The sequence below is a fragment of the Enterovibrio litoreus genome (genome assembly GCF_045679545.1).
Taxonomy (GTDB): domain Bacteria; phylum Pseudomonadota; class Gammaproteobacteria; order Enterobacterales; family Vibrionaceae; genus Enterovibrio.
In genome coordinates this window covers 1,990,463-2,014,523 of the sequence record NZ_CP166194.1, presented here as the reverse complement: position 1 = coordinate 2,014,523, position 24,061 = coordinate 1,990,463, and the positions used below count along the sequence as shown (strand labels likewise).

The 24,061-nt window shown below is 48.9% G+C and carries 12 protein-coding genes and 1 pseudogene; 6 read left to right on the top strand and 7 right to left on the bottom strand.

Annotated elements, in window-relative coordinates; translation table 11 throughout:
- The first annotated feature begins 171 nt into the window (after positions 1-171).
- From AB8599_RS08725 to AB8599_RS08715, 3 genes are all read left to right on the top strand, one after another.
- Positions 172-11,814, top strand: a complete 11,643-nt coding sequence (locus AB8599_RS08725; protein ID WP_407330520.1) for a retention module-containing protein — start codon at positions 172-174, stop codon at positions 11,812-11,814.
- Between the two features lie 185 nt (positions 11,815-11,999).
- Complete coding sequence (locus AB8599_RS08720; protein WP_407330519.1) at positions 12,000-12,737, top strand: glycerophosphoryl diester phosphodiesterase; 738 nt, start codon at positions 12,000-12,002, stop codon at positions 12,735-12,737.
- Between the two features lie 149 nt (positions 12,738-12,886).
- Complete coding sequence (locus AB8599_RS08715) at positions 12,887-13,363, top strand: Dps family protein (protein ID WP_407330518.1); 477 nt, start codon at positions 12,887-12,889, stop codon at positions 13,361-13,363.
- Between the two features lie 356 nt (positions 13,364-13,719).
- Here AB8599_RS08715 and AB8599_RS08710 read toward each other — a convergent pair whose 3' ends face one another.
- Together AB8599_RS08710 and AB8599_RS08705 are read right to left on the bottom strand one after the other, a co-directional pair.
- On the bottom strand, positions 13,720-14,037 hold the full coding sequence (locus tag AB8599_RS08710) for a HigA family addiction module antitoxin (RefSeq protein ID WP_407330517.1): 318 nt from the start codon (positions 14,035-14,037) through the stop codon (positions 13,720-13,722).
- 10 nt (positions 14,038-14,047) lie between these two features.
- A complete protein-coding gene (locus AB8599_RS08705) occupies positions 14,048-14,335 on the bottom strand; it encodes a type II toxin-antitoxin system RelE/ParE family toxin (RefSeq protein WP_407330516.1) in 288 nt (95 codons plus the stop codon).
- Between the two features lie 270 nt (positions 14,336-14,605).
- Here AB8599_RS08705 and AB8599_RS08700 point away from each other — a divergent pair, with 270 nt between their 5' ends.
- Positions 14,606-15,568: a transposase gene (locus AB8599_RS08700; RefSeq protein WP_407330515.1), complete on the top strand. Its 963-nt coding sequence runs from the start codon at positions 14,606-14,608 to the stop codon at positions 15,566-15,568.
- A 237-nt stretch (positions 15,569-15,805) separates the two neighbouring features.
- Positions 15,806-16,090, top strand: a pseudogene (locus AB8599_RS08695) (Mobile element protein); the annotation flags it as partial.
- Positions 16,091-16,711: 621 nt separating this feature from the next.
- On the opposite strand, the gene AB8599_RS08690 reads toward AB8599_RS08695, so the two are convergent.
- The 4 genes from AB8599_RS08690 to yccS form a co-directional block, all read right to left on the bottom strand.
- Entirely contained in the window at positions 16,712-16,918 is a 207-nt protein-coding gene (locus tag AB8599_RS08690; protein WP_407330514.1) for a hypothetical protein, read from the bottom strand.
- Between the two features lie 71 nt (positions 16,919-16,989).
- Positions 16,990-17,406, bottom strand: coding sequence for a hypothetical protein (locus AB8599_RS08685; protein WP_407330512.1), 417 nt, complete (start codon positions 17,404-17,406; stop codon positions 16,990-16,992).
- A 318-nt stretch (positions 17,407-17,724) separates the two neighbouring features.
- The gene (locus AB8599_RS08680; RefSeq protein WP_407330511.1) at positions 17,725-18,006 is read right to left on the bottom strand and encodes a hypothetical protein; all 282 of its coding nucleotides are present in this window, start codon (positions 18,004-18,006) and stop codon (positions 17,725-17,727) included.
- Positions 18,007-18,015: 9 nt separating this feature from the next.
- On the bottom strand, positions 18,016-20,190 hold the full coding sequence (gene yccS, locus AB8599_RS08675) for a YccS family putative transporter (protein WP_407330510.1): 2,175 nt from the start codon (positions 20,188-20,190) through the stop codon (positions 18,016-18,018).
- Positions 20,191-20,413: 223 nt separating this feature from the next.
- On the opposite strand from yccS, the gene helD reads away from it, so the two are divergent.
- A complete protein-coding gene (gene helD, locus AB8599_RS08670; protein WP_407330509.1) occupies positions 20,414-22,537 on the top strand; it encodes a DNA helicase IV in 2,124 nt (707 codons plus the stop codon).
- 48 nt (positions 22,538-22,585) lie between these two features.
- Here helD and AB8599_RS08665 read toward each other — a convergent pair whose 3' ends face one another.
- Positions 22,586-24,046 carry an HD-GYP domain-containing protein gene (locus AB8599_RS08665; protein WP_407330508.1) on the bottom strand — a complete coding sequence of 487 codons (1,461 nt, stop codon included), beginning with the start codon at positions 24,044-24,046 and terminating at the stop codon, positions 22,586-22,588.
- Positions 24,047-24,061: the final 15 nt, after the last annotated feature.

Genomic DNA, 24,061 nt, shown 5'->3' with positions numbered 1-24,061 from the left:
ATTGGACAGAAAGGGATTTGGATCTTGTCTCATGCTGTCTCAATGTTGAGTGCAGATTGAAACTAGCTCTGTTAGGGGTAAGACAGCGTAATGTCAGCTGGTTACACTATGCACATAACCTTCAGGGACACGGATTCTCGCCGAAGTTGCGATAGAGATTGGGGTACAAATATGATTGGTCATGAGTTTGACACGAAGTTAAATGTTGACAGCGTTAAAGGGCAAGCATTCTTAGTTTCCAATGACTCGGGTATTGTCCCTGTGCGCCCCGGTATGCAAATTGCGCCTAATCAAGTGTTGCTGACCAATGATGACGGTGCCGTTGTCGCCAGCCAAGGCGGTCAAGAGTTCTATATTGACAGCCGTTGTGCCTCCTGCCTTATTCCAATTTCTGAAGGCGATGCTCAACTTGCCACTACCGGTATTGGTGTTCGCTTTAATGCTGATGGGCTTGATGTAAACCAAGGTTTGAATCTCGACATCGCTGATTTGCAGAGAATGATTTTAGAGGGGGTCGATCCCACTGAATTGTTCGAAGAAACCGCGGCGGGCGAAAATTTAGGCTCATCAAATGCTGGTTTTGTGGTCATCGATTATCTTTACGCGTCTTCCTTAACAGAAGCAGGGTTCGACACTGCAGGACCGTTAGGTGCGAATAATGATGACGAGGACTTTCTTGGTGGTGATTTATCCGATTCTTCTCGGGCGGCTGCCGTTGATATAGATGCTGCTGGTGGACAGAGTGTTAGGCTCGAAGTGACCGAAGGCGACCTAGACGTCAATCCTTATGGTGTCCCTCAAACTCAGACGTTTAGCATTGAAGGTGGCACAGATCGTTTGTTACCCGGATCACTTCAGATTGCGCCAAGCGACTTAGCCGCGTTCGAAGCTGATCTGGCGGGTGTGACATCAAATGGCGAGCCCGTACTGTTCACTCGTCAAACGAGTGTGGATAGTGATGGCGTTGGCACTTTTACGCTGGTAGGAACGGTGAATGGCGAGGTCGTCGTCACCTTAACCTTAACGGCCACCCAAGATGGAAACGGACTCTCTGTTTCTGCATCGTTGACGCAATCAGGGCCACTCGATCATTTAGACAGCACGGGCACATACGTGACGATTACTGGCGATAGCATATCGATTGATCTGCCTTTGCAAGTCGCGGATGCGGGTGGCGATTTGATGCAAAGCCCAGCCATCGTAACTTTGGTTAGCAATGATGGCCAAGCGCCAGTGGTGGGTGATGCTAGCCTTGAGCTTGTAGAACCGCAAACTGATCCGAGTGAAACCAAAGAAGTGTCAACAACGGTTGATATTGATTTGGGAAGTGATCAGATCGCCAGCGCTGACTTTGACGTGACCGCAGCGGAAGCCGCGTTTTCAGGTATCACCAGCCATGGCATGCCAACAACCATTGATACGTCGGTAGATGGTGTGATTACCATTTATGCAGACAACAACGGTACACCAGAGAAAGTGCTGGAAATTACGCTTGAGCCATCGAGTGTTCCAGGCGATCCCGCTGAATGTAAAGTGGTTCAATATCAGCCGATCGATCAGCATCAAGCCAGCGATGGCGACGCCGATGATGAAACATCCAGCTTTACCTTACCGTTCACAGTGACCGACGCTGACGGCGATGTCAGCAATCTATCTTCTGTTACCTTTACTGTCACTGACGGCACACCTGCGCTGGGTGGTGAGAGGCTTGATGCACAAGGCGTTCCTACTGATTTCTTTAGCCTTGATGAAGCATTAACACCCAATCAATATGATCCCTCAGCGCAGAAAAACACCTATACGAATACGATAAAGTTTGAGGCTACGTCAGATCGCTTGGTTCCCGACACGATTTCTATTGATGACGGCAACAATAATGACACCCTCATCAGTGAACTGAAGCTTCTTTCGAATAACCTTGGAAAGCCTGTCGATGACGTAACAATAACGCAGGGAATCGACGCTGCAGGCAATCCTACCCTTACCATTTTGGCATCTATAGATGGTGAGCCAGCGCTTGAAATCGTGCTGACTGCCACACAAGCGGCAGATGGTCTAGGCATGGATGTCGACGCTGCGTTTACGCAGTATCAGGCACTGATGCACCCGTCGGATCCTGCCGATCAAATATCTGAAAACTTTGTTAGTGCTGACGGCCTCGTCATCGCGATTAAGTTGCCGATTCAGGTTGAAGATTCTGACGGTGACAAACTGGTTGACCCCAACGATTCAAGCGTCGATGCCGCGCGTGTGGTCACGTTTACCGTGGTTGATGATGATTCAACAACTTTTGGTCTAAACATCACTGCGCCAATTTTCGTCGAAGAGAGCAGTATTGATGATGGCACAGGTATCAGTGAGGGCTCTAAGTCCAGCGGTAATTTAAATATAGATACCACCAATGATGATGGTGACCCTAATACCTTAGATGCAGATAGCGTAGTAGGCGATGATCTCTCCCACTTCTTCTTCGATACGGACTATGTTGTTTATGCCAATGGGGATCCTGTTCTTGCGAGTGGCTATCCCGTTTTTCTCGAACAACGTCCTGCATCGGATGCTTATCCAAAAACGTATTTTGGTGTTGCTGACGATGGGTCGGGTGACAACCGTGATGTGTTCAAGGTGACCTTAGAAGCCGATGGCACCTTTAGTTTCGAATTGCTGTCTGGGTTAGATCATGAGCCCGGTGATGGCAATAATTTGCTAAATTTCAACCTGCTGGCCTATTCCGAAGATGCCGATGGGGACAAGTCAGGCAACATTCGTGTGCCTATCTTCGTGCAAGATGACGTTCCAACAACGCAGGGGGACATCGCTGCGTCTTTAGATGACGCTTCGGTGGGCGGGAACACAACAACCGTTGATGTGTTTGCCATCATTGATCCGTCAACAGTCCCTTCGGATATCGAAAGTTTACAAGGTGCTGATGGTGCGTTTATTACGCGAATCTACAATGGTAAAGAGTGGGAAGAGGTGTCAACCACACGCCCATCGACAATGACGTTATATTCGACGACAGATCCAACGCTTGAAATCGCTACCTTACGCATAGACCCACGCAATGAACCCGTGGGAGAAATCACGTTTACGCTAAACCCTAACCTGACTGACCCGCAAGACGTCACAACCGAGACCATTCGCTATGAAGTCACGGACAATGATGGTGATGAAGCATCGGGTCAAATTTTGCTGTCGATCGATATTGATGCGCAAGGTGGGCAAACAGCATCGCTTACTGTGGTGGAAGGGGATTTGGACAACGCCACGTATAGCGCCCCTGATACGCAGACTTTTGTGATAGAAGCGGGTACAGAACGCCTGCAGCCTGATTCGCTACAAATCGCGCCAGACGAACTCGCTGCGCTTGAAAGCGAACTCGCTCAAATCACGTCAAACGGTGAAGCTGTCATCTTTACCCGTCAAACCACTGTGGACAGTAACGGCGTGGGTACATTGACGCTGACAGGAACCGTAAACGGCGTGGTGGTGATTGAGCTTGTTGTCACGGCCACTCAAGATGGCAAAGACCTCAATGTTTCTGCGACACTCACGCAAAACGCACCGCTTGATCATCTCTCGGGTACAGGTACCTATGTCAATATTGATGGCGGCAAAATCACGGTCAATGTGCCATTGCAAGTGACTGACACAGGCGGTGATTTGATGCACAACCCTGCGCAACTAACACTGCAAAGCACTGATGGTGCAGCGCCTGTGACTAGCGCATCAAGCATTGATTTGGTTGAGCCACAAACCGATCCGAGTGGAACACAAAGCGCTTCAACGACAAGCGGCATTGATCTAGGCAGTGATGAGATCAGCAACATCACGTTTGACACCACAGCGGCAGAGGCTGAGTTCGCAGGTATCACCAGTCATGGTATGCCCACCACCGTTGATACGTCAGTGGACGGTGTGATTACTGTCTATTCCGACAACAACGGTACGCCTGAAAAAGTGCTAGAAATCACCTTTGAACCATCGGGAACGACGGGTGAGCCGACTTTCTCTGTCACGCAATATCAACCTATCGACCAGCATCAAGCCAGTGATGGTGATGCTGACGATGAAAAATCTACTTTCACCTTGCCTTACACCGTGACGGATGCTGATGGTGACGAAAGTAACTCGTCGTCCATCACGTTCAACATTATTGATGGCACGCCAGCGTCGGGTGGAGAGCGCTTGGATGCGTCAGGTGCGCCAGTAGATGTGATTGCGTTAGAAGAAAGCAACACACCCAATCAATATGACGCCTCAGCATCCGAAAACACACAAACTGGCACCATTAGCATTGCTGCGATTTCGGACCGTTTAGTGCCAGATACAATCTCGATTGATGATGGTAACAACAATGCCACCTTGATAAACGAGCTCAAGTTGCTTTCCAATAATCTTGGTGAGTTCGTTGATGACGTGACCATGACACCAAGTACCGACGGTGCGGGTAATCCGGTCTTAACCATTTTGGCCTCCATTAATGGCGAACCCGCTTTGCAGTTTGTGCTAACCGCGACACAAGCCGCGGACGGTCTAGGCGTAGAGGTGGATGCGGCATTTACGCAATACCAAGCGTTAATCCATCCGAAAGAGGCTGGCGACCAAATCAATGAAAACTATGTCAGCGCCGATGGCGACAGTATTAACATTAAATTACCGATTCAAGTCGAAGACACAGACGGTGACAAACTGGTTGACCCTAACGATGCAAGCAGTGAATTAGCGCGTCTTGTCACCTTTATCGTTGAAGATGATGAAACAGCAAGTGGAAGCTTAACGTCAACCGACACACTGACTGTTCAAGAAAGCAGTATTGATTCGACAACGGGAGTGAGTCAGGGGTCTAAGTCGAGCGGCACACTGAATATCGACAATACGAATGACAGTGGCGATCCGAATACCTTTGATGTTGATAAAACGCTCGGTGATGACCTAACGGGTTATTTCTTTGAAACAGACTATCTGACCTATTCTGATGGGCAGCCCGTTCTAGCCAGTGATTTTCCGGTGAGTTTGGAGCAAAGACCCGCCACCGATACTTACCCTAAAACCTATTTTGGTGTCGCAGACGATGGGTCGGGCGACAATCGTGATGTGTTCCAATTGACCTTGGCACAAGATGGCACCTTTGAATTTGAACTGCTCTCGGGCTTAGATCACGAAACGGGTGATGGACAAAATTCTCTCACGTTTGATCTGACTGCGTACACGGTGGACGCCGACGGTGATGAGTCTGGGCGAATTCGTGTTCCGATTGAAGTGCAAGACGACATTCCGACCGCACAAGGTGCGATTCCATTGGTGGTAGACGATTCACCAACCGATGACACCATGGTGACCGTTGATGTCTTTGAAGCCACTGATCCATCATTACCCTCAGATATTGAAGGCTTGCAAGGCGCAGATGGTGCTTTGATAACGCGCATTCACAATGGTGTTGAGTGGGTTGATGTGTCGACCACAAGACCATCTACGATCACGCTGTATTCGGACACAGATCCGGCGCTTGAACTCGCTACCATGCGTATTGATCCGCGCAATGAACCTGTGGGTCAAATAGCCTTCACATTCGTCGCCAATTTAGACAACCCGTCGGCTGTGCTGAATCAATCGATTCGATATGAAGTGACCGACAATGACGGTGACAAAGCCGAAGGTGCGATAGCGCTGACACTTAACGACCAAGTGCCCACTATTACTATTGCGCCCGCAACAAGCGGCGTGATTGAAGGCACTGAAGACCAAGGGCAGAACGATACCGATACTGAAGCAGCAGGGGTTGATGCTTCTGCAGGCATAGCCATCAATGTTCAACTGAATATTGGTGACAATGACTTAGGCGAAGCCTACGAAGACGCAGGGACCTTGGTGCTTGACGGCGAAGTCACTCTGATGAGCAAAGATCCGTCTGGTGACATAGGAGGAAAGTTCTACTTCAATGGCACCGAAATCTTGCCAGACGGCGATGGGAATATCGTGTTCTTGGGCAACATGTTTCAAGCTTCCGGTACAGTGGCGCCGATTATCTTTGATCTGTCAGGTGTGACGTTTATTCCTGATCCTGATTACTCCTCGTATGATGACACTGACCTCATTCAGTTTGATGTTGAGTTAGAGCTTAACGGTCACGATCCTGTTTTCACTTCTTCTCCAATGGAAGTGACGGTTTCCGGCGTGGCCGATGCGCCAACCATCACATTGATTGGCGATGCAGCGGATGGAGTATTCGAGCTCAAAGAAGACTTCAACCCATTCGGCACGTCGATTAATGACCCTGCACAGTTCGTACTGTCAGATCTGCTGTCAGCGAGCCTGCAGGATACTGACGGATCAGAAACACTCGCGCTGGAATTCACACTGTCGCCAAACGAAGGGCGATTCCAAGGTGGCGCTATCTATGAAGATAACGGCGTTTGGAAGCTGGATGACCCATCGCGATTGAGCCAAGTTCGCTTTATTCCAAACAGTGAATTCAGCGGAGACATCGCGCTCGGCATTAAAGCAATATCCACCGAATCTGCGCCAACGAGCACAGAAACGGCCGAAACAACGTCGTCAATCATCTTGCGCGTCGAACCTGTTGCCGACGAGGCAAGAATGGTAGTACGCACCGTCGTAGGGAATGAAGATGCGGGCAATCCTGATCCCAATGTCGCTGAAGGGAATACAATTTCCCTCGCCAGCGCGATTTCGTTGACCACACTCGGCAGTGATGCCGATGGGTCAGAAGCCATGTTCGTGCGCATTTATGACATACCAGCGGGTGCGACACTGCAACTTAATGATGGCGGTACAATTACACCCATTACCGACACTGACCGTATCGCGGTTGCAGACTTAGCGAACCTAGAACTTATTCCGCCAGTTCACAGCAATGAAAACATCACGCTGATGGTTGAAAGCATTGTTGTTGACTCTGCCACGAACTCGCCAGATGACGAGCGCATCTTGCCAGCGCAACCGCTGAATGTACTGATTGCGGGTGTAGCGGATACGCCGGAATTTGAGGTCGAAAACCCAGGAACGAATCCGGGCGAGTGGCAATACGACGCTGCTACTGGCGTCGTGACAACGACCGTACCAGAAGATGGTATTAACGGCGACGGACTGGTAGCGGTTGATTTCACTGTTGCCTCCGGCGAGAAAGCACTCGCGCCAACTGACAGCTCAGAATCACTCACCATGATCGTGTCGAACTTGCCGGATGGCGTGACGTTTGTGGTTAAAAATGCCGATGGCTCGTTAACCGACGTTGAACTGGCATTCGCGGGTTGGGCAACCGACGGTAGCGGTATGTCCGTCCCAACGTATTCTGTTGCACTGGATGCGTTTGAATCTGGTGATGTTTATCTCAAGCTTCCACCCAATACGACCGAAGATCTGCGCATTGAGACCAAACTGGTCGCGACAGAAAACGATGGCGATGACAAAGCGATCAGCACCACGATTGAAGTAATTGTCGGCCCGCCAGTGATTGATGCGGCAGATACTTACGAAACATCAACGACAACAGGCAACGAAGATGCATGGGTGAACATAGATTGGCAGCCTGATCTTACCGTTGCAGGTGTGCCTGATTCAGATGCGCAAGGCGTGAAAGAGTTTGTTGTCGGCGCGACTATTTCCGGTTTCGCGGATACAGACAGTGTGCAGTTGGTCAAAGGTAGCGACGTTATCACGTTAACCCCCGTTTCTGGTGAAGTGACCCTGACAGAAGCACAAATTGCTGATGGCTATCAACTACAAGTGAAACGTGCGCCTCACAGTGACGAAGACTTAACACTCACGACGTCTGTCACGATTCGACAAGATGATTTCGAAGGCCAGACATCGGCTGAAAAAGAGATCAGTGGCACCGTCAATATCAATATTGACGCAGTCGTGGAAACGGAAGATGGCGAATTGCAACTGCTACAAGCTGGCACATCGGTCACTGAGGTTTCAACAGACAGCAATGGCCGTATTGAATTTTTAGATGGCGTCATCTTTGCGCATCCAGACGATTCAAGTAACGAAACTGTCACTCGCATCGTGATTACTGGTCTAGAAGAAGGTTTCTATGTCGAAAATGGCGTGAGTGATGGTCAGGGCGGTTGGGTGCTGAACGACCCGAACGACTTCAGCATCATAGCGCCCGCAAATGTCCCGGCGGGTTCAACCACATTCACGATATCTGGCCTGGTGGAAGACGAAGGGGATTTGGGTGAAGGTGACAGCAGCCCTTTAACGCCGGTATCAAGCTCTCTGATTACATTGAACTATGTAGGCAGTAACAGTAATCACGAGGCGTATCAATTGGCACCGCCAGCAGAGACTGTGGTTGTCGAAGGGTTTGAAGATAACGCATTCTCGCTAGAAGCCGTTGGCGATGCACTGAGTTTCCCTCCAGGTGGTGGTGGTGACTCGCCGTTTGACCAAGTGACCGTCGTTATTGCTGGAGATGCAATTCCAGCGGGTACCGTCATTGGTGGAGCGCGTTACCATATTGATAACGATACCTATGTGTTTGAAGTTCCGGGCCGTCGTGACAATGGAAACCCGTACCCTGACGGATTGGATCTCACAGGGCTGACGGTTACCCCACCAGATGATTATGCAGGAGAGCTATTTATTCCAATTACCTTGGTGAATGTAGACACACGCAGTGGCGATACAAAATCCATCTCGTTTGATATTCAACTGAATGTTAAGCCGCTGGTTGATTTGCCATCACCAGACGGAGCGGCGCAGCCAAGTGACAACACACTAGTAGAGTTTTCTTTCTCTCTGGATATTAAAGAAACGCAAGGTTTGAACGCGGATCAGCAACCACTCGAAACGGGTGAAACAGAACAGGTTGTTTCCGGTCAGGCGCTTGAAGATGGCCTGATTATCCTCAGTCTTAATGGATCGTTTGCAGACACGGATCAGGCCAACGGTGAAGAAACAATCACAGCGGCAACACTCACAGTGCCTGCGGGTATGGGGATGTTTGTGCTGGCGGATGGCTCCGAATCTGACACCTTGGTTATTGATGCAAGCCAGCTTGATTCCATCAAGTTCAAACCTGCGCCTGATTTCAGTGGTGAAGTTGAAGTTTCTGCGAGCATCACGATTACAGACACAGCAACAACCGGTACTGACAGCCGCACGGTGAACACCACCATGAACGTTGAAGTAACGGCGGTAAATGACGAAGTCACCTTTACCCAAAATGGCACAGACTTAGGTGACACCGACGTCGCCGCGATCACTGTGGATGAAGATACAACGAGCGGCGCTTCACTGGCCGATCTTGGCTTTAGCTTTAGTGATATTGATGGCTCCGAATCCCTTGCGTCTATTATCGTGGAAAATGTGCCAGACGGATTTACCTTGTCAGCCCCAGCGGTCAATGCATCCGAAGGGCAGTGGATCATTCCTGCCAGCGCGATCACAGACAACACATCGCTGTCGCAAATCACGGTGGAGCCAGCGGGCAACTTCAGTGGCACGGTTAACTTTACTGTTACCGTGTTTACCCAAGAAGACAACTTGAGCGAACCGGTTGGCCACAGCCAAGTCGTTTCACTCACTGTCGATCCTGTGGGTGATGGGGCGAACGCCAATGTGAACGCATCGGCATCCGGCACGGAAGACGCCGCCGTTCATCTCGAAATGGAAATTACCGCAAAAGACAATCGCGACAGTGTTAGCGACACAGGGCAGCCATCAGGTGTTGATGTCACTGAAAACCCACCTGAAACACTGCTCATTACGATTTCAGGTGTGCCAAGTGGCGGCAAAATTGTTCTGCCTGATGGTGTGGTTGGCACCGTCACACCGGAAACGTCTGACGGCGGCGATATTGTTGTGACTATCGATAGCTCTCGTCTGGACGATCTGACGTTTATTCCGCCTCAAGATGTTAATGGCCAATTGGTGTTGGATCTTGCCATTCAGACCGTGGATAACGGGGCGGTGTCTACTGATGTGGTGAATAAACAAATTACCGTCAACCTATCAGCAGTGAATGACGAGCCCGTGAATATTCTAGCGGATAGCTACGCCGCAGAAGAAGACACTGTGCTCACGATTACCGACCTGCAAGTCCAAGATGTGGATGCAAGAGACGGCAGCAGCGTGGTCAATGTGCAATTGGCGGTAGGCACTGGCAGTACACTGGATTTGGTCGGTGATAGCACCGGTATTTCAGTCTCTGGTGATGGGACAAATACGCTGACGCTGACCGGTAACATCGACGCCATTAATGCCTTACTTGCTGGTGGCGTTAACTATGAATTTGCGGGTGAAAACACCTCAGGTGATGACACCTTAACCATGACAACGCGCGATCGCGGAAACTTCGGCGCGGGCGGTCAAAAATTCGATCGCGATACTGTCTCCATCGTTGTTGCACCGAAGTCAGACTTGCCAGAGCTTAGCTATGCGACTCAGCTCGCTTCTATGCGTGCGGCAGTCGGTGCTGTTGTTCCTTTGCTGGGGCTGATGGCGAGTTTGGTTGACCCGATTGATAACGAGTTCACGCTGACTTTTAGTGGCCTAGGTACATCAGGGGAACTCATTGATAGCGCAGGTAACCCTGTTGGCACGAATGATGGCAGCGGGAATTGGACACTTAGTCAAACGGAATTAGCCTCCGTCATGCTTGAGGATCTGAATCTCCGCTTCACCTCGCAGCCCGCAGGTGACATTACAGTCACAGCACTGTCTGATGTGGGCGATGGCGATCCTAAAGAAGCCTCTCTCACCATCAATGTTAACGTGGTAGACACCGCGACAACGCCTGATCTCAATGATTCGGATAACAGCAGTGATAACTTGGTGGTTGATGGCAATCAAGCTGCACGCCTTCACGGCGGTGCAGGCGATGACATTCTCGTCGGTGGCTTGGGTGCAGATATTCTCACCGGTGGTGAGGGAGATGACCAAATGTGGGGCGGTGATATCGATGGCACGGGAGATAGTGCCGCCGATACCTTTACGTGGAAATCCGGTGATTTTGGTACTGCAGCAAACGTTGCCAATGATGTGATCAAAGACTTTGAAAACGGGATTGATGTGATCGATCTTTCCGATGCCTTTGATACCGCAGGGGTATTTACCTTTACCGATTTAGCGAATCGCCTAGATATCCAAACGGTGGGTGGTGATACGCGCATTCAGGTGTTTGATGACACCAGTGCGCCGATTCAAAATATTCTGATTGAAGGCCTCACGCTCAATGATTTGCTGGGGATGGATGCATCCGGCCTGACGCAAGATGAAATTCTTGAGTCGATGCTGATGACAGGTCAATTGGTTGTGTTTGATCCAAACTCAACGCAGTTTGGTACTGAAGCCGATGACACCTTGACCGCCAGCGATGACGGAGAGCAACTGTTCGCGGGAGACGGCGATGATACGTTGCTAGGCGGACTGGGTAATGACATCCTTGTCGGTGGCGCTGGAAATGACACCATGACGGGCGGCGGCGGTGACGACGTGTATGCTTGGTCAGGGTCTGATGTAGCAACAGGTACACTAGCCACTGATACCATCACAGACTTCGCGGTGGGCGACACGGTTACCGGTGATAAGCTAGACATCTCAGCGATTCTGCCGGATGCCGTAGGCAGTGGGTCTACCATTAGTGAATTGCTCGATTACATTCGCCCTGAAGTCACAGCCGATGGCTTAACGCTTCATGTCTCTCAAACCGCAGGTGGCATGGAAGTGCAGGACATTGTGCTGCAAGATATTGGGTTGCCAGACCTTGGGTTAGACATGAGCGCGACAGGAACTGACATTCTGAATCAATTGATCCAACAGCAGGCGCTGAAATTGGATTAAGACTGATTCTTGAAAATTCGTCTGATTGAGATGAGAACGGTTACCCAACAAAAGCACTGCGCGATGCAGTGCTTTTTTTTGTGTGCCATATCACTGTTTTTATGCTCGTTGAAACAGGCATATTGAGAAAGTTTGCGTATAGTTGCTTGAAATAACCTTTCGAACCTAGAGTTAAAAGTAGAACCATGAAAACACTCTTTGCCCACCGAGGAATGTCCTCACTTGCGCCTGAAAACACACTTTCTGCTTTCTCGCTAACGCCAGAATATGGCCTTAGCTGGGTAGAGTGCGACGTGGATATTTTGGCAGATGGAACGGTTGTTGTTAGCCATGATGACACCTTAGATCGCTGCACCGACAGACCTGGCAGTTTGTATGACCTAACTATCGAAGATCTCGACGATATTGATGCCGGAAGTTGGTTTGGTGATGCCTTCATTGGCGAACGAATCCCAACCTTCGATCAGTTCATTACCTTGATGAACATCCTCAAACTCAACGTTAATGTTGAAATCAAATCCTGCACGTCAGGCTGGGAAAACACCGAAAAGCTCATCAGCGGAGTCATTGAAGGGTTAAAAAACCTCAACCAAGACGCCAACGTGTTGGTTTCTAGCTTTAATCCGCTGGCACTGGCGGAATTCAAACGCCGCTGCCCGAATGTGGCTGTAGCTTGCCTCTTTGAACCATTGATGCCAGAAGATTGGTTGTCCACCCTACAGGCGTGTCAGGCAGACACCATTAACGTTGCTAACGAAGGGCTCACCAAAGAAAAAGTGCAGGAAATGAAAGAGCACGGGCTTGAAGTAAACGTGTACACGGTCAACGACCTGATGCGCGCCAACCAGTTATTCAACTGGGGGGTTGACGGCGTATTCACCGATGTTGGGCATACCTTCCCATCTCGCTATCGAAACGCTTAAATCACCGACCCAAAAAAAGTGATAGGTATGGCAGATTGAATCTATAATTTTCAACGATTGTACCTATCACTTATCCCATCATAAACTCTCCCCATAAACAAAAAGGCCAACGGCCAAACAAAATGCCAAAAGAGAATGGGGAAGGGGTTATGACAAGCATCAATATCGGTATTCAAGAACACGACAGAATTGTGATTGCAGAAGGGCTAAAACGCTTGTTAGCGGATTCATACACCCTCTACCTGCAAACGCACAACTTCCATTGGAATGTTACGGGTAAACAGTTCCGTGAACTCCATGTCATGTTTGAAGAACACTACAACGCGCTAGCACTGGCGGTGGATGAAATCGCAGAGCGAATCCGCACACTCGGCGTTGCCGCACCGGGCACCTACAAAGCGTTTGCGGAACTGAGCGCGATTGAAGAAGTGGAAGGGGTTCCATCGGCTGATGACATGGTGGACATACTCACCAAAGGCCACGAGCAGGTGGTTCGCACCGCCCGCGAAGTGCTCAAACTGGCACAGCAAGCCGGTGATGAATCCTCCGCATCACTGGTGTCAGATCGCATGCGCGAGCACGAAAAAACCGCGTGGATGCTCCGCGCCATGCGTGAAAACGGCTAAGCCGTAAAGATAAAACGCCAGCAATGTTCCGTAAGTAGAAGGTCGCCCAATGGGGCGGCCTTTGTGTTTCTGGCGTTGTTTTGGATAAAAACGGCTTAGAGCTAGCGATCTAAACCAATGAGTTCGGATAATCTGGTTTTGAGCAAAGCAAGACTCAAATGTGTCTACTGAGTCGATGGCTATTCAACCCATTGAAGTTTGGAATGTTTAATAATTTCATAGCGCCGCTCGCCTGTTAATCAGTGGCGGGCATACATCCATCCTCTGCTCATCTGAGCAATTTGCTAAATAAAGAGGCGTCGGGCTTGTTCAACACCCGAATAAAGTGTCGGCTGAGCGACACTTATTCTTATTTGTTATGTACGTACACTTTGTTCCACCGTAACAAACAACGGCTTTACAAATTTGGCCTCTTCTTGATAACGATTTCTCGTATCCCAAAGATCAACTGCATGTTGAATATTAAGCCAAAACTCTGGTGTATTACCTAATGCCGCAGCTAACTTGATAGCCACTGGAGCCGTTAACACACCGCCATTAATCAAGTTACTTACCGTATTTCTGTGTACACCCATTGCCTCTGCGAGCGCTTTTGATGTGATGCCCATTGGTTCAAGAAATTCTACTTTTAACATTTCCCCAACGCTAACTGGACGACGTTTTGTCTTACGCATAGTCGCTACCTCAATACTTATGTGGGTCTAAGTAAGTATTTAGTGCAACACCATCAACCCACTGAAAAATCAAACGATATTGTTTATTCACTCGAATTGAACACCACCCTTTAAGAGTACCTTCAAGATGTTCGAAACGATTTCCCGGTGGAATTCTTAAGTCACGCTCAGCTTGAGCTGCATCTAAGATTTCCAATTTCCGAAATAGAGCATTTTCTATGCTACTTGGAATTAAACGATGTCGTTTATCATCCTCATAAAACTGCTCTAACCACTTATCTTTAAATTCTAATGCCATTACAACTGCACTGTCTCATTGTGCATTCATAAACAAAGGGTAACGCATAACAGCATTGTGCACAAGTTTGATTAGGAAGTGAAAACGATGAGTGAAAACGAGTGAGTGAAAACGAGGACAGTCACCTCAAGAAAGGACAGTCACCTCAAGAAAAGGATAAACCAGTCAGTTTCATTCCAATGAGTAGAGCCCCATAAATCAACGAACCCGATGCGACGACACATAGAAACCCATGTAGCTTTATGACATACCATACTATCGGCTTCTTCTATGACTACAGCACGCTCATCACTGATCAATGTATCAGCCACGCCATACTATCATTGTGTGTCTCGCTGCGTTCGCCGCTCATTTCTTTGTGGCTACGACATACACGCAGACAAGAGCTTTGAACACCGACGAGAGTGGATAGAGAAACGTCTGCTACTGCTCGCACATATATTCTGCATCGATGTTTGCGCTTACGCCATTATGAGCAATCACTATCACGTCGTTTTGCACATTAACACCAAAGAAGCAGGATTATTATCCCTGGAGCAGGTCGCTGAACGTTGGCTGTCACTGCATTCAGGCCCGGTGTTGGTGAACCGCTTTATGGGCGGCGACAAACTCTCCGAAGCTGAGCGTGAACGTTGTGAAGAAATTATCGAAGTCTGGCGAGAGCGACTGACCAGCATCAGTTGGTTTATGCGGCTGCTCAATCAACACATAGCTTTGGAAGCGAATCGGGAAGACCAATGTACGGGTCACTTTTGGGAAGGTCGTTTTAAAAGCCAAGCGCTGCTTGATGAAAAAGCACTGGCAGCAGCCATGGCGTATGTGGATTTAAACCCCGTTCGTGCGGCTATTGCCGATACACCTGAGCAATCCGCTTTTACCTCCGTCAAAGCACGGATTGAAGCGTTGAGAAAAGAGCAACACACCGCCCGCTACCTTTTCCCCTTTGTTGGCAATCCACGCGAACCCAGGCCCGATGGTATTCCCTTTCGATTAATGGATTATCTGGAACTTGTCGACTGGACAGGAAGGCAAATGCGGGACAACAAACGGGGGCATATCAACAGCACTTTACCGCCTATTCTTTCAAGGCTCGGCTTTGAGCCCGCAGATTGGCTACAAGCTTGCACCCAAATAGAGCGGGGCAGGCTAGTGGGCAGCGATGTTGCAATCAAAGCTGCATTACCTCAACTAAACCGAAAGCGAATATCAGGGCTTAGACTGCCCGACGGCTAAACCTTCTCCTTCCTTACCCCAACTTCATCAACTAACAGGCAATCGCCTGTTTTTATGCTGTCTCCCGTACCCAGATTTAGTGAGATTTGATGAGAGACCTAGTGACTTGGGGAGATTGAGTGTACTTCTGACAAATCTATTTTTATAACAGTAGGTTATCGAAAAATCAGTTGTTGCCTTTCTCTAACGGTGACTGTCCCGGTAGTCCCCAACGGTGACTGTCCCGGTAGTCCCCCAGGCAATCCACGCGAACCCAGGCCCGATGGTATTCCCTTTCGATTAATGGATTATCTGGAACTTGTCGACTGGACAGGAAGGCAAATGCGGGACAACAAACGGGGGCATATCAACAGCACTTTACCGCCTATTCTTTCAAGGCTCGGCTTTGAGCCCGCAGATTGGCTACAAGCTTGCACCCAAATAGAGCGGGGCAGGCTAGTGGGCAGCGATGTTGCAATCAAAGCTGCATTACCTCAACTAAACCGAAAGCGAATATCAGGGCTTAGACTGCCCGACGGCTAAACCTTCTCCTTCCTTACCCCAACTTCATCAACTAACAGGCAATCGCCTGTTTTTATGCTGTCTCCCGTACCCAGATTTAGTGAGATTTGATGAGAGACCTAGTAACTTGGGGAGATTGAGTGTCCTTCTGATAGATCTATCTTTATAACAGTAGGTTATCGACAAATCAGTTGTTGCCTTTCTCTAACGGTGACTGTCCCAGTAAGTTGTTTTGTTTTTATGCTGTCTCCCGTACCCAGATTTAGTGAGATTTGATGAGAGACCTAGTGACTTGGGGAGATTGAGTGTCCTTCTGACAAATCTATTTTTATAACAGTAGGTTATCGACAAATCAGTTGTTGCCTTTCTCTAGCGGTGACTGTCTCAGTAAGTTCAACAGGCAATCGCCTGTTTTTATGCTGTCTCCCGTGCCCAGATTTAGTGAGATTTGATGAGAGACCTAGTGACTTGGGGAGATTGAGTGTCCTTCTGATATATCTAACTTTATAACAGTAGGTTATCGAAAAATCAGTTGTTGCCTTTCTCTAACGGTGACTGTCCCAGTAAGTTAGCTGTCCCAGTAAGTTAGCTTTGGGGAAACCCTATTAACGAGCACAACAGGGTTGTAACTTAGTAAGAGGGCTATACTTCTTTTAAAGTAAACCTTGTCGAAAAATCATTAATTTGTCGGCTGGAGAGTATTTCAAGAAAAGCATCAGATACAAACAAGCTTGATGGACATCTGGCATCAGCCCATGCAAGATTGTCTCTTATCACATCTTTTTTTACGGAATTTCCTTCCCCAGGCTCCAACATTAAATTAGAATTTTCCGGGTCTCCTTTTTTCATAAAAACGATCCGTGTCGAGTTTAAGTCAATCGCATCCAAAATCACCATTGGCCGCCAAAAGTAAGCCTGACCTACACCCCCCCACTTTCATCTACAACAACCATAGGGGAAAGTTGATGTTTTCCCGGTTCTAATTCCATCAAACACGCTGCAAATCGCTCACTGATAATCGCTGAAGGAAAATCAGCGAAATGCCCAGGAGTATAATCATAGGGGGGAGCCCCTTCTCTGGAGATGATCGTTCGAGGTAGTTTACTCTCAGGAATTTTTCTTGCGTAAGCATTGATGTGTGCGTCAATACGCGTGAGCTTGGAATGTATTATTTCCCCCCTCGACCAATGTGCAGTTCGGTAGATTTCGAAAGCCTCGTCAAATATTTGGCTACCAAACGCCTTCAACGTAGCCTCGTCTTGTTCTAGGAACCTAGGGAAAAATGAAGGTGTTGTATTATCAAGCCAGCGAGCGGGCATATTAAGGGTGACAGCCATTAGTGCAATTCCTTCTCTTTTCTCTTGGTTGGCATTGCGCCCATACCTTCAAGTACAGACGGTTCAACCAATTTTGCCACTAATATCTTTGAAAATACTGACTCAACAAAGAGATACGAAAGGTTCAAATCAGATAGGAATTCTGTCATGCCCAGCATTGCGTAATGTTCTCGTCAACGTCAGCCCTTTCTTTTCTCGTTGCTGGCGTAGTCTTTTCCTGATTAGTTTTTGTATGGAAAGATGTGGATTTTTGAAGTCGTTAAAAACACTGGCCAAACAACTTTAGGGCAAAACCTCGCCAGCAATAATCGCGGAACGTTATTTCGCAATTTGCTTGGTGAATCCGTGTTCTTCGAAGCAGGCGACGGCGGCTTTGTACTCATCAATCGCTGATTCAATATCGCCGCCGTTGATATTGGCGATACGGTGGGCGGCTTGGTCAATGCCACATTGGTCGGCAATGGCATCAATCACGTCGTCTGGAACGACCTCGCCTTGTTGGTCTAGCCAGACAATGCGGGGGAGGGATTCCACATTGTGGTTGTTATCAGCGTGTGCGTTGAACGCAAAAAGTAATATGAACAGCATCAGGCCTTTCATCATGTTCCCTTACGACTTTGAGCTCTTGAGCGCTTTCTTCGCAAGTTCATCTGTCAGCATGTGCATTTCTGGCAAGATACGATGAATCAAATGAAGTTGCTGCAACACCATGCGTGCTGAACTGCTTTCTTCTTCGCGCCATCGCTCTAAATGCTTGCCGAGCGCGTCATCTAAGCAAGGTGTCGTTTCAACCGCATCCCCGGCCAGTTTGGCTATCAGACAATCCAGCTCTTCGTGTATACCACGGTGCGCTTTGGATACCAGTTCATGAATGCTGTCATCATCCATTTGCATACGGTGCGCACCAAGGGTTGAGATATAACTCAACATGGCGTGGTTTAAACAAAGAAAACGGAAGCTCTCATCAATGGCGGTGCGGTAGCGGCCTGGCTCTGCCAGCATATTACTGATGGCGGTGGTGAGTTGTGCATCATGATTGTGCGCTTCTCGTCGCGCGACACGATAGGCCATGGTATCGCGTTTACCGATGCGATATTGGCCTATGATTTGCGCCAGATAATCGCGGTTCGCGGCAACTGAATCTTTCATGATCCCGCGTAAACGGTGAGCTTGCCAATCAGGCAAGATAAACCGAACGGCTGCCACAGACAGTAAACAGCCAATCAACGTATCCCCAAGGCGAGGCAGCATCACCGCATAGCCTTCCCCTAGCTGGTTGAAACACATGAGCACCAACAGGGTAATAAACGCGGTTGCTGCGGCGTAGTGGGTGGTGCGAAACGCGAAGAATAGCACGCCAAACAACACCATCAGCACCAATTGCCCTGTTAAATCCGGGAACAATGTGAGTAGGGGGAGACCAACCAACAAGCCAATTAAGGTGCCGGATACCCGCTGGGTGAGTTTGCTGCGGGTGGCTGAGTAGTTGACCTGACACACAAACAAGATGGTGAGCAAAATCCAGTATCCGCGCGTTAAATCAAATGCTTGAATAATGCCGTAGCCGACACCTAGCGCCACACTCAAACGCACTGCATGACGAAACAGTAAGGATTTTGGCGTTAACTGTGCCCAAACGCGTGCACATTTTTCACGAAAGCTGTGGGCGTTTGAATCAGGGATTTCTTTGTCTTCGTCATTAACGGTGGCATCAGGGTTGCTGATGTTGGAAAGCTGGCGTTCTACCGTGGCTAGGTTACTGAATAGGTAGTCTAACTGACTGAGTAGAGGGTTCCATTCAGGGTTATTTTCCGCCTTGATATAGATTAGCGATTCTTGCAATTCATCTAATGCTTTAACGCTTTGCTCGCCGTGAATGTAGGGACGTGACAGCGTGAGGCAGTGAGACACCTCCAAACACGCTTTGGATTGCAAATGCAGTAAGTGCTGTAAGCGAAACATGACGTCGCTGTGGAAGAACACTTCAGCCAGATCTTGATATCGATAATGGGATGAGTTCGCACGTTCATGAATGTCTTGGGCGAGAAAGTAGATTTTCAATAGCTGTCGCGTGTTGTCGTTAACTCGACCGCGACGAATGCGGTTCATCAAGGCGTTCTTGGCACCGTTAAGCGCATTCACGACTTTGATGTTTTCGTTCGCATCACGCAGTCGCAAAGGTTGCGGATTCAAACTGCGACTGGGATGAAACATCTCCGATTTCTGATCGAGATAGTGAGACAGCGTGTTGAACACCAAGGCAATACTTTGTTGAACAGGTTGCAACGGCCAGAGTAAAAGCCAGACAAGGGAAATCAACCCATACCAAGCAGCCCCTGCTAAAAGCAGTGTAGGCTGGAACCAAAGCGAAGGCGATTCTTGCGCCCCCAGCATGGTGTAAATGGCGGTCAGTACCGAAGCAAAAGCGATACTCGTGTAGCGAGGGCCAATGGCGCCCAACATGATAAAACTGAAGGTAGAAACGACCATTCCCAACGCAAACAAAACGGGATAATCAAAAAGAATTTCGACAGAAAAAGTCGTGATAGCAAAACAAAATAGGGTGGTGAGAAGTGCGGAAAGTCGGCCTGAGAAATTGTCGTCCGTTTCGGCCAGTGCTGAAGCAATAATCCCCAATACCAAAGGAGTAATGGCTTCTGATGCGCCATACCACCAACAAGGAAGTGCCACGCCGACTAACGCGATAAACACGCGGACGCTGTAATTAATGCGGCTATTTGCCCAGTATTCACGGAATGTAAGCGAAGTGCGTTTAGATATCATGAGAACGAAACTAGAAGAAGCATGGCAGTAAGATAGCAGATTGAAACCTTCATCCAAGGGGTGAGATCAAAAACGAGGGTTATTTCCCTTACATAAGATCCTTTCGCTGATTTTTCATTCACCTATGCTTTTCTGTGCGCCTTAGTGATAATCGCTTAAGACCGTGAGATACAGGTAAGAAATTGCTATCCTTCATGTTGTCATTTCAGTTGCCGAGCTTTTCATGAAATTATCTGCCAGTAAGCTGGCCCAATGGTGTGTACAAGGCGATCATTACAGCATTGCACTTGATGAACATCACCTTGTGTTTGAATCCAAACATTTGACAGAAACTGTCCCGTTTGCCATCTGGGACGGGCAATGTCGCTTGTCTCGGGGGTTGTTGTGGGGAAAACTGACGTTTATCGTTTCCCCTGCCGATCAACCCGCGCGTTCCATTTCCGCCTATGGCCTTCCTTGGCGTGAACTCTCTTCATTCGTCGATCAATTAACCGCAAGTTATCAAGGCTGGCTGGCAAAGCAGCAAAACAAATTTATGCTGATTGAGCATGAGTTGGTGGCATTGCGAGATGAGCTTGAAGGGCACAAAGGGTATCTTCGCGACGCTGATCTCCAACAGTGGACTCTTAAAGCAAGCGCGGCGGTGGCGGAATTTGGCGTTCACCCTCAAGTTGCTGCTATTGCTAACCCTGCGCTGTATCAAGGGTTCTTTGGTTGGCTGCAAAATGGCAGCGCGATGCGGGAAACGAGAAACGCGAAGTGGCGGGAAACCGAGTTAGAACGTTGGTCGCCATGGTTTGATGGCATTGAATCTTCTCCGCTCAACCCTTCTCAGCGTCGAGCCGTGTTGATGGACGACAACCACAACCTGCTTTTGGCAGGCGCAGGCTCAGGCAAAACCAGCGTGTTGATGGCGCGCACCCAATACTTGGTGGCTAGCGAGCAAACCACACCAGAACGCATCGTGATGTTGGCATTTGGCAAGAAAGCCAGCGAAGAAATGGTGCAACGGCTAGCCAGTGCGGGGCTGAGAAATGTTGAAGTGTCTACCTTCCATGGCTTTGCAACTAAAGTCATCAAGGCGCTCACAGGTAACGCGCCTGTGCTGTCTGCGCTCGCGACCGATGAAGAAGCTAAACTCAGTTGGATGACGTTATGGCTTGCTGAGAATCTCACTCAACCTGCTGTTGAAAAGCGCTGGCTGAAACACCTTTCTCAGTGGCAATTACCCGGCTTGAACGCAGAAAGAACGTTGGCCGAGCAAGCCCATGAGCCGCGTTTACACAAATGGTTGTGGCGTCAGCTAGATTTGCTGATCCAACAGAATAAATCGCAAGCGGCGATGCGCTCGCAAGTGAACGGTGATGCGCGTGCTGAAAGTGAGTTCGCGTTGGTCTGGCCGATTATGCGCAGCTATCAAACCCATGTGTCTCAAGCCAACAACGTTGATTTTAATGGCTTGATTAAAGAAGCCACCAAGTTGCTTTCACGAAAGAGCGCCACGTTTTCGGTGCAATATGACCATATTATGGTGGACGAGTACCAAGATATTTCCCCAGCACGCATGGAAATGCTTGAAGCACTTTGTGGCGGTAAGCGAGACCGCGCGCCTTCGTTGTTCGCAGTGGGTGATGATTGGCAGGCGATATACCGGTTTGCTGGTTCTGATGTCAGTCTGACCACGGATTTTCTTTCTCGATTCCCTGCTGGCGTGATTGGATATTTGGACCTGACGTACCGCTTCCACTCCCAAATTGGCGCAGTGGCAAACCCGTTTATTCAGGTTAACCCAAAGCAGCTAGCCAAGCCGTTGAATAGCGTAAAAATCCAAAAGAAGAAAGCGGTTCACCTTGTGTCTTCTGACATGCTTGAAGATACCTTGATTAAGCTGGCCGCATCGCAGGGGGAACGTGATGCGACACTCATGATGATTGGACGGAATCATGCCTCTAAACCAGAAGGTTTTTCGTCTTGGCAAGCGCGTTGGCCATCGCTCAATATTGTTTATGTCACCGCGCATGCGAGCAAAGGATTAGAGGCAGACTTTACGTTTCTACTCGATGTGAACGAGGGCGTGTTCCCAGCAAAAGGACAAAGCGAAGGGTTAGAAGTCGCGATGTTGTCTATGCACGGTGAAATGGCGCATGCGGAAGAGCGTCGGCTTTTCTATGTGGCGTTGACACGCGCACGACAAGAGTGCTGGATTTTCTGCCACCCTGAGAAGCCTTCTGAGTTCGTTAAAGAACTCTGGCAGGGCGATTATCCTGTAATTTCAAAGCTACCGAAAAAGTCGCTTCAGTCTGCGCATGTTCAGCCAGCTACTGAGCAGTCAGTCATGGCGGAATGAACGCCAAGCCAAGCCAAGCCATGCAGAGATGAGCTAAGCCAAGAACAATTAGCCCGCGCGGGCGTCGAGCATGCCGTCATCGGCAAACTGTGCGGCAATCTCGACAAACTGATGTTCACACGCGAGAAAGGCTTCTACAACAGCTGGGTCGAAGTGCGTTCCTTTGCCCTGCAAGATGATCTCCTTGGCTTTTTCATGGCTGAACGCGGGTTTGTAAACCCGTTTTGAGATCAGAGCATCATAAACATCGGCCAGTGCCATTAAGCGCCCTGACAGCGGAATTCTATTCCCCGCTAGCCCGAGAGGGTAACCTGAACCATCCCATTTTTCGTGATGCGTGGCTGCAATCTCTTGAGCAAAGCGTAAGAAAGCGATGCCTTCAACGCTTTTCTCTGTCATTGACAGGGCGTCGGCTCCGAGCTGGGCATGGGTTTTCATTATGACGAATTCTTCGTCAGTCAGTTTGCCCGGCTTGAGCAAAATAGCGTCCGGAATGCCGACCTTGCCCACATCATGAAGAGGCGCTGATTTGTAGAGCAGATCAATGGTGTCGTCACTGAGGTAGGCCGCATATTTGCTTTGCCTACGTAATGTGTAAGCCAGTGCGCGAACATAGTTTTGAGTGCGCAGAATATGCGCGCCAGTTTCGTTATCACGCACTTCTGCCAAAGTAGAAAGGCCAATGATGGTCGCGTCGCGAGTACGATTGATCTCGTCGTAACTGGTTTGAAGATCATTGAGCATTTTGTTGGTGTAGTAAGCGATAACGCCCAATTCCCCAGTGTGGTTAGAGGGCAGCTTTTGTTCTAACTGCCCATCTGCCGCAAGCACCATTGCGTGGGTTTGTCGCTCCAGTTGTTGATGAATCAAATTGGCACCGTTTTTGGAAATCACGGCGATGTAACCTAAAACCACCAGACCCACAAAGAAAAACTCTTTGAGAATGCTATCAATGTCGGCAATCGTGGTCTTGTGTTCAGTGTGCTCAACCAGCCACAGTAAATCTTTGGTAACAACCAACCCAAGCAACACGGTTACCATGATAACCAATAACATTGCGCCCAAACCAATTTGTCCTGCCAAAGGTGTGAACTTATGTGGGGCTTCAAACTGGGTGTTGGGATGTGCGGTTTGATAGCGAGTGTTATCAATGGCCAAATCAAGGCTTATCATAACCCCCAATATTGCCATGCCAAACACCACTTTGAGATTGCTGTCTAAAGGGAAGCCATACAAGGTGGCATACCAAATGGCGAACCCAATACCGGCGAGTGCAAAAATCCCCACGTTTGTGATTAGGCTAACCTCGCCGTGGTATATGGCGCGAAGTATCAAGCGCACAAAGTAGAGCAGCATGAATACCGTCGCGGATTGAAGAAGCAGCACCGCCGTCGGCAATGAATCGATGAATGGGCAGACTTTCGAGCCATAAACCGTGAAGATAATAATCGCGACGATGTAATGGACAGTTGCTCTTTTTGGAGACTGCACAAACGAGGTTTCAGCCATGTCCACCTTCTCTTG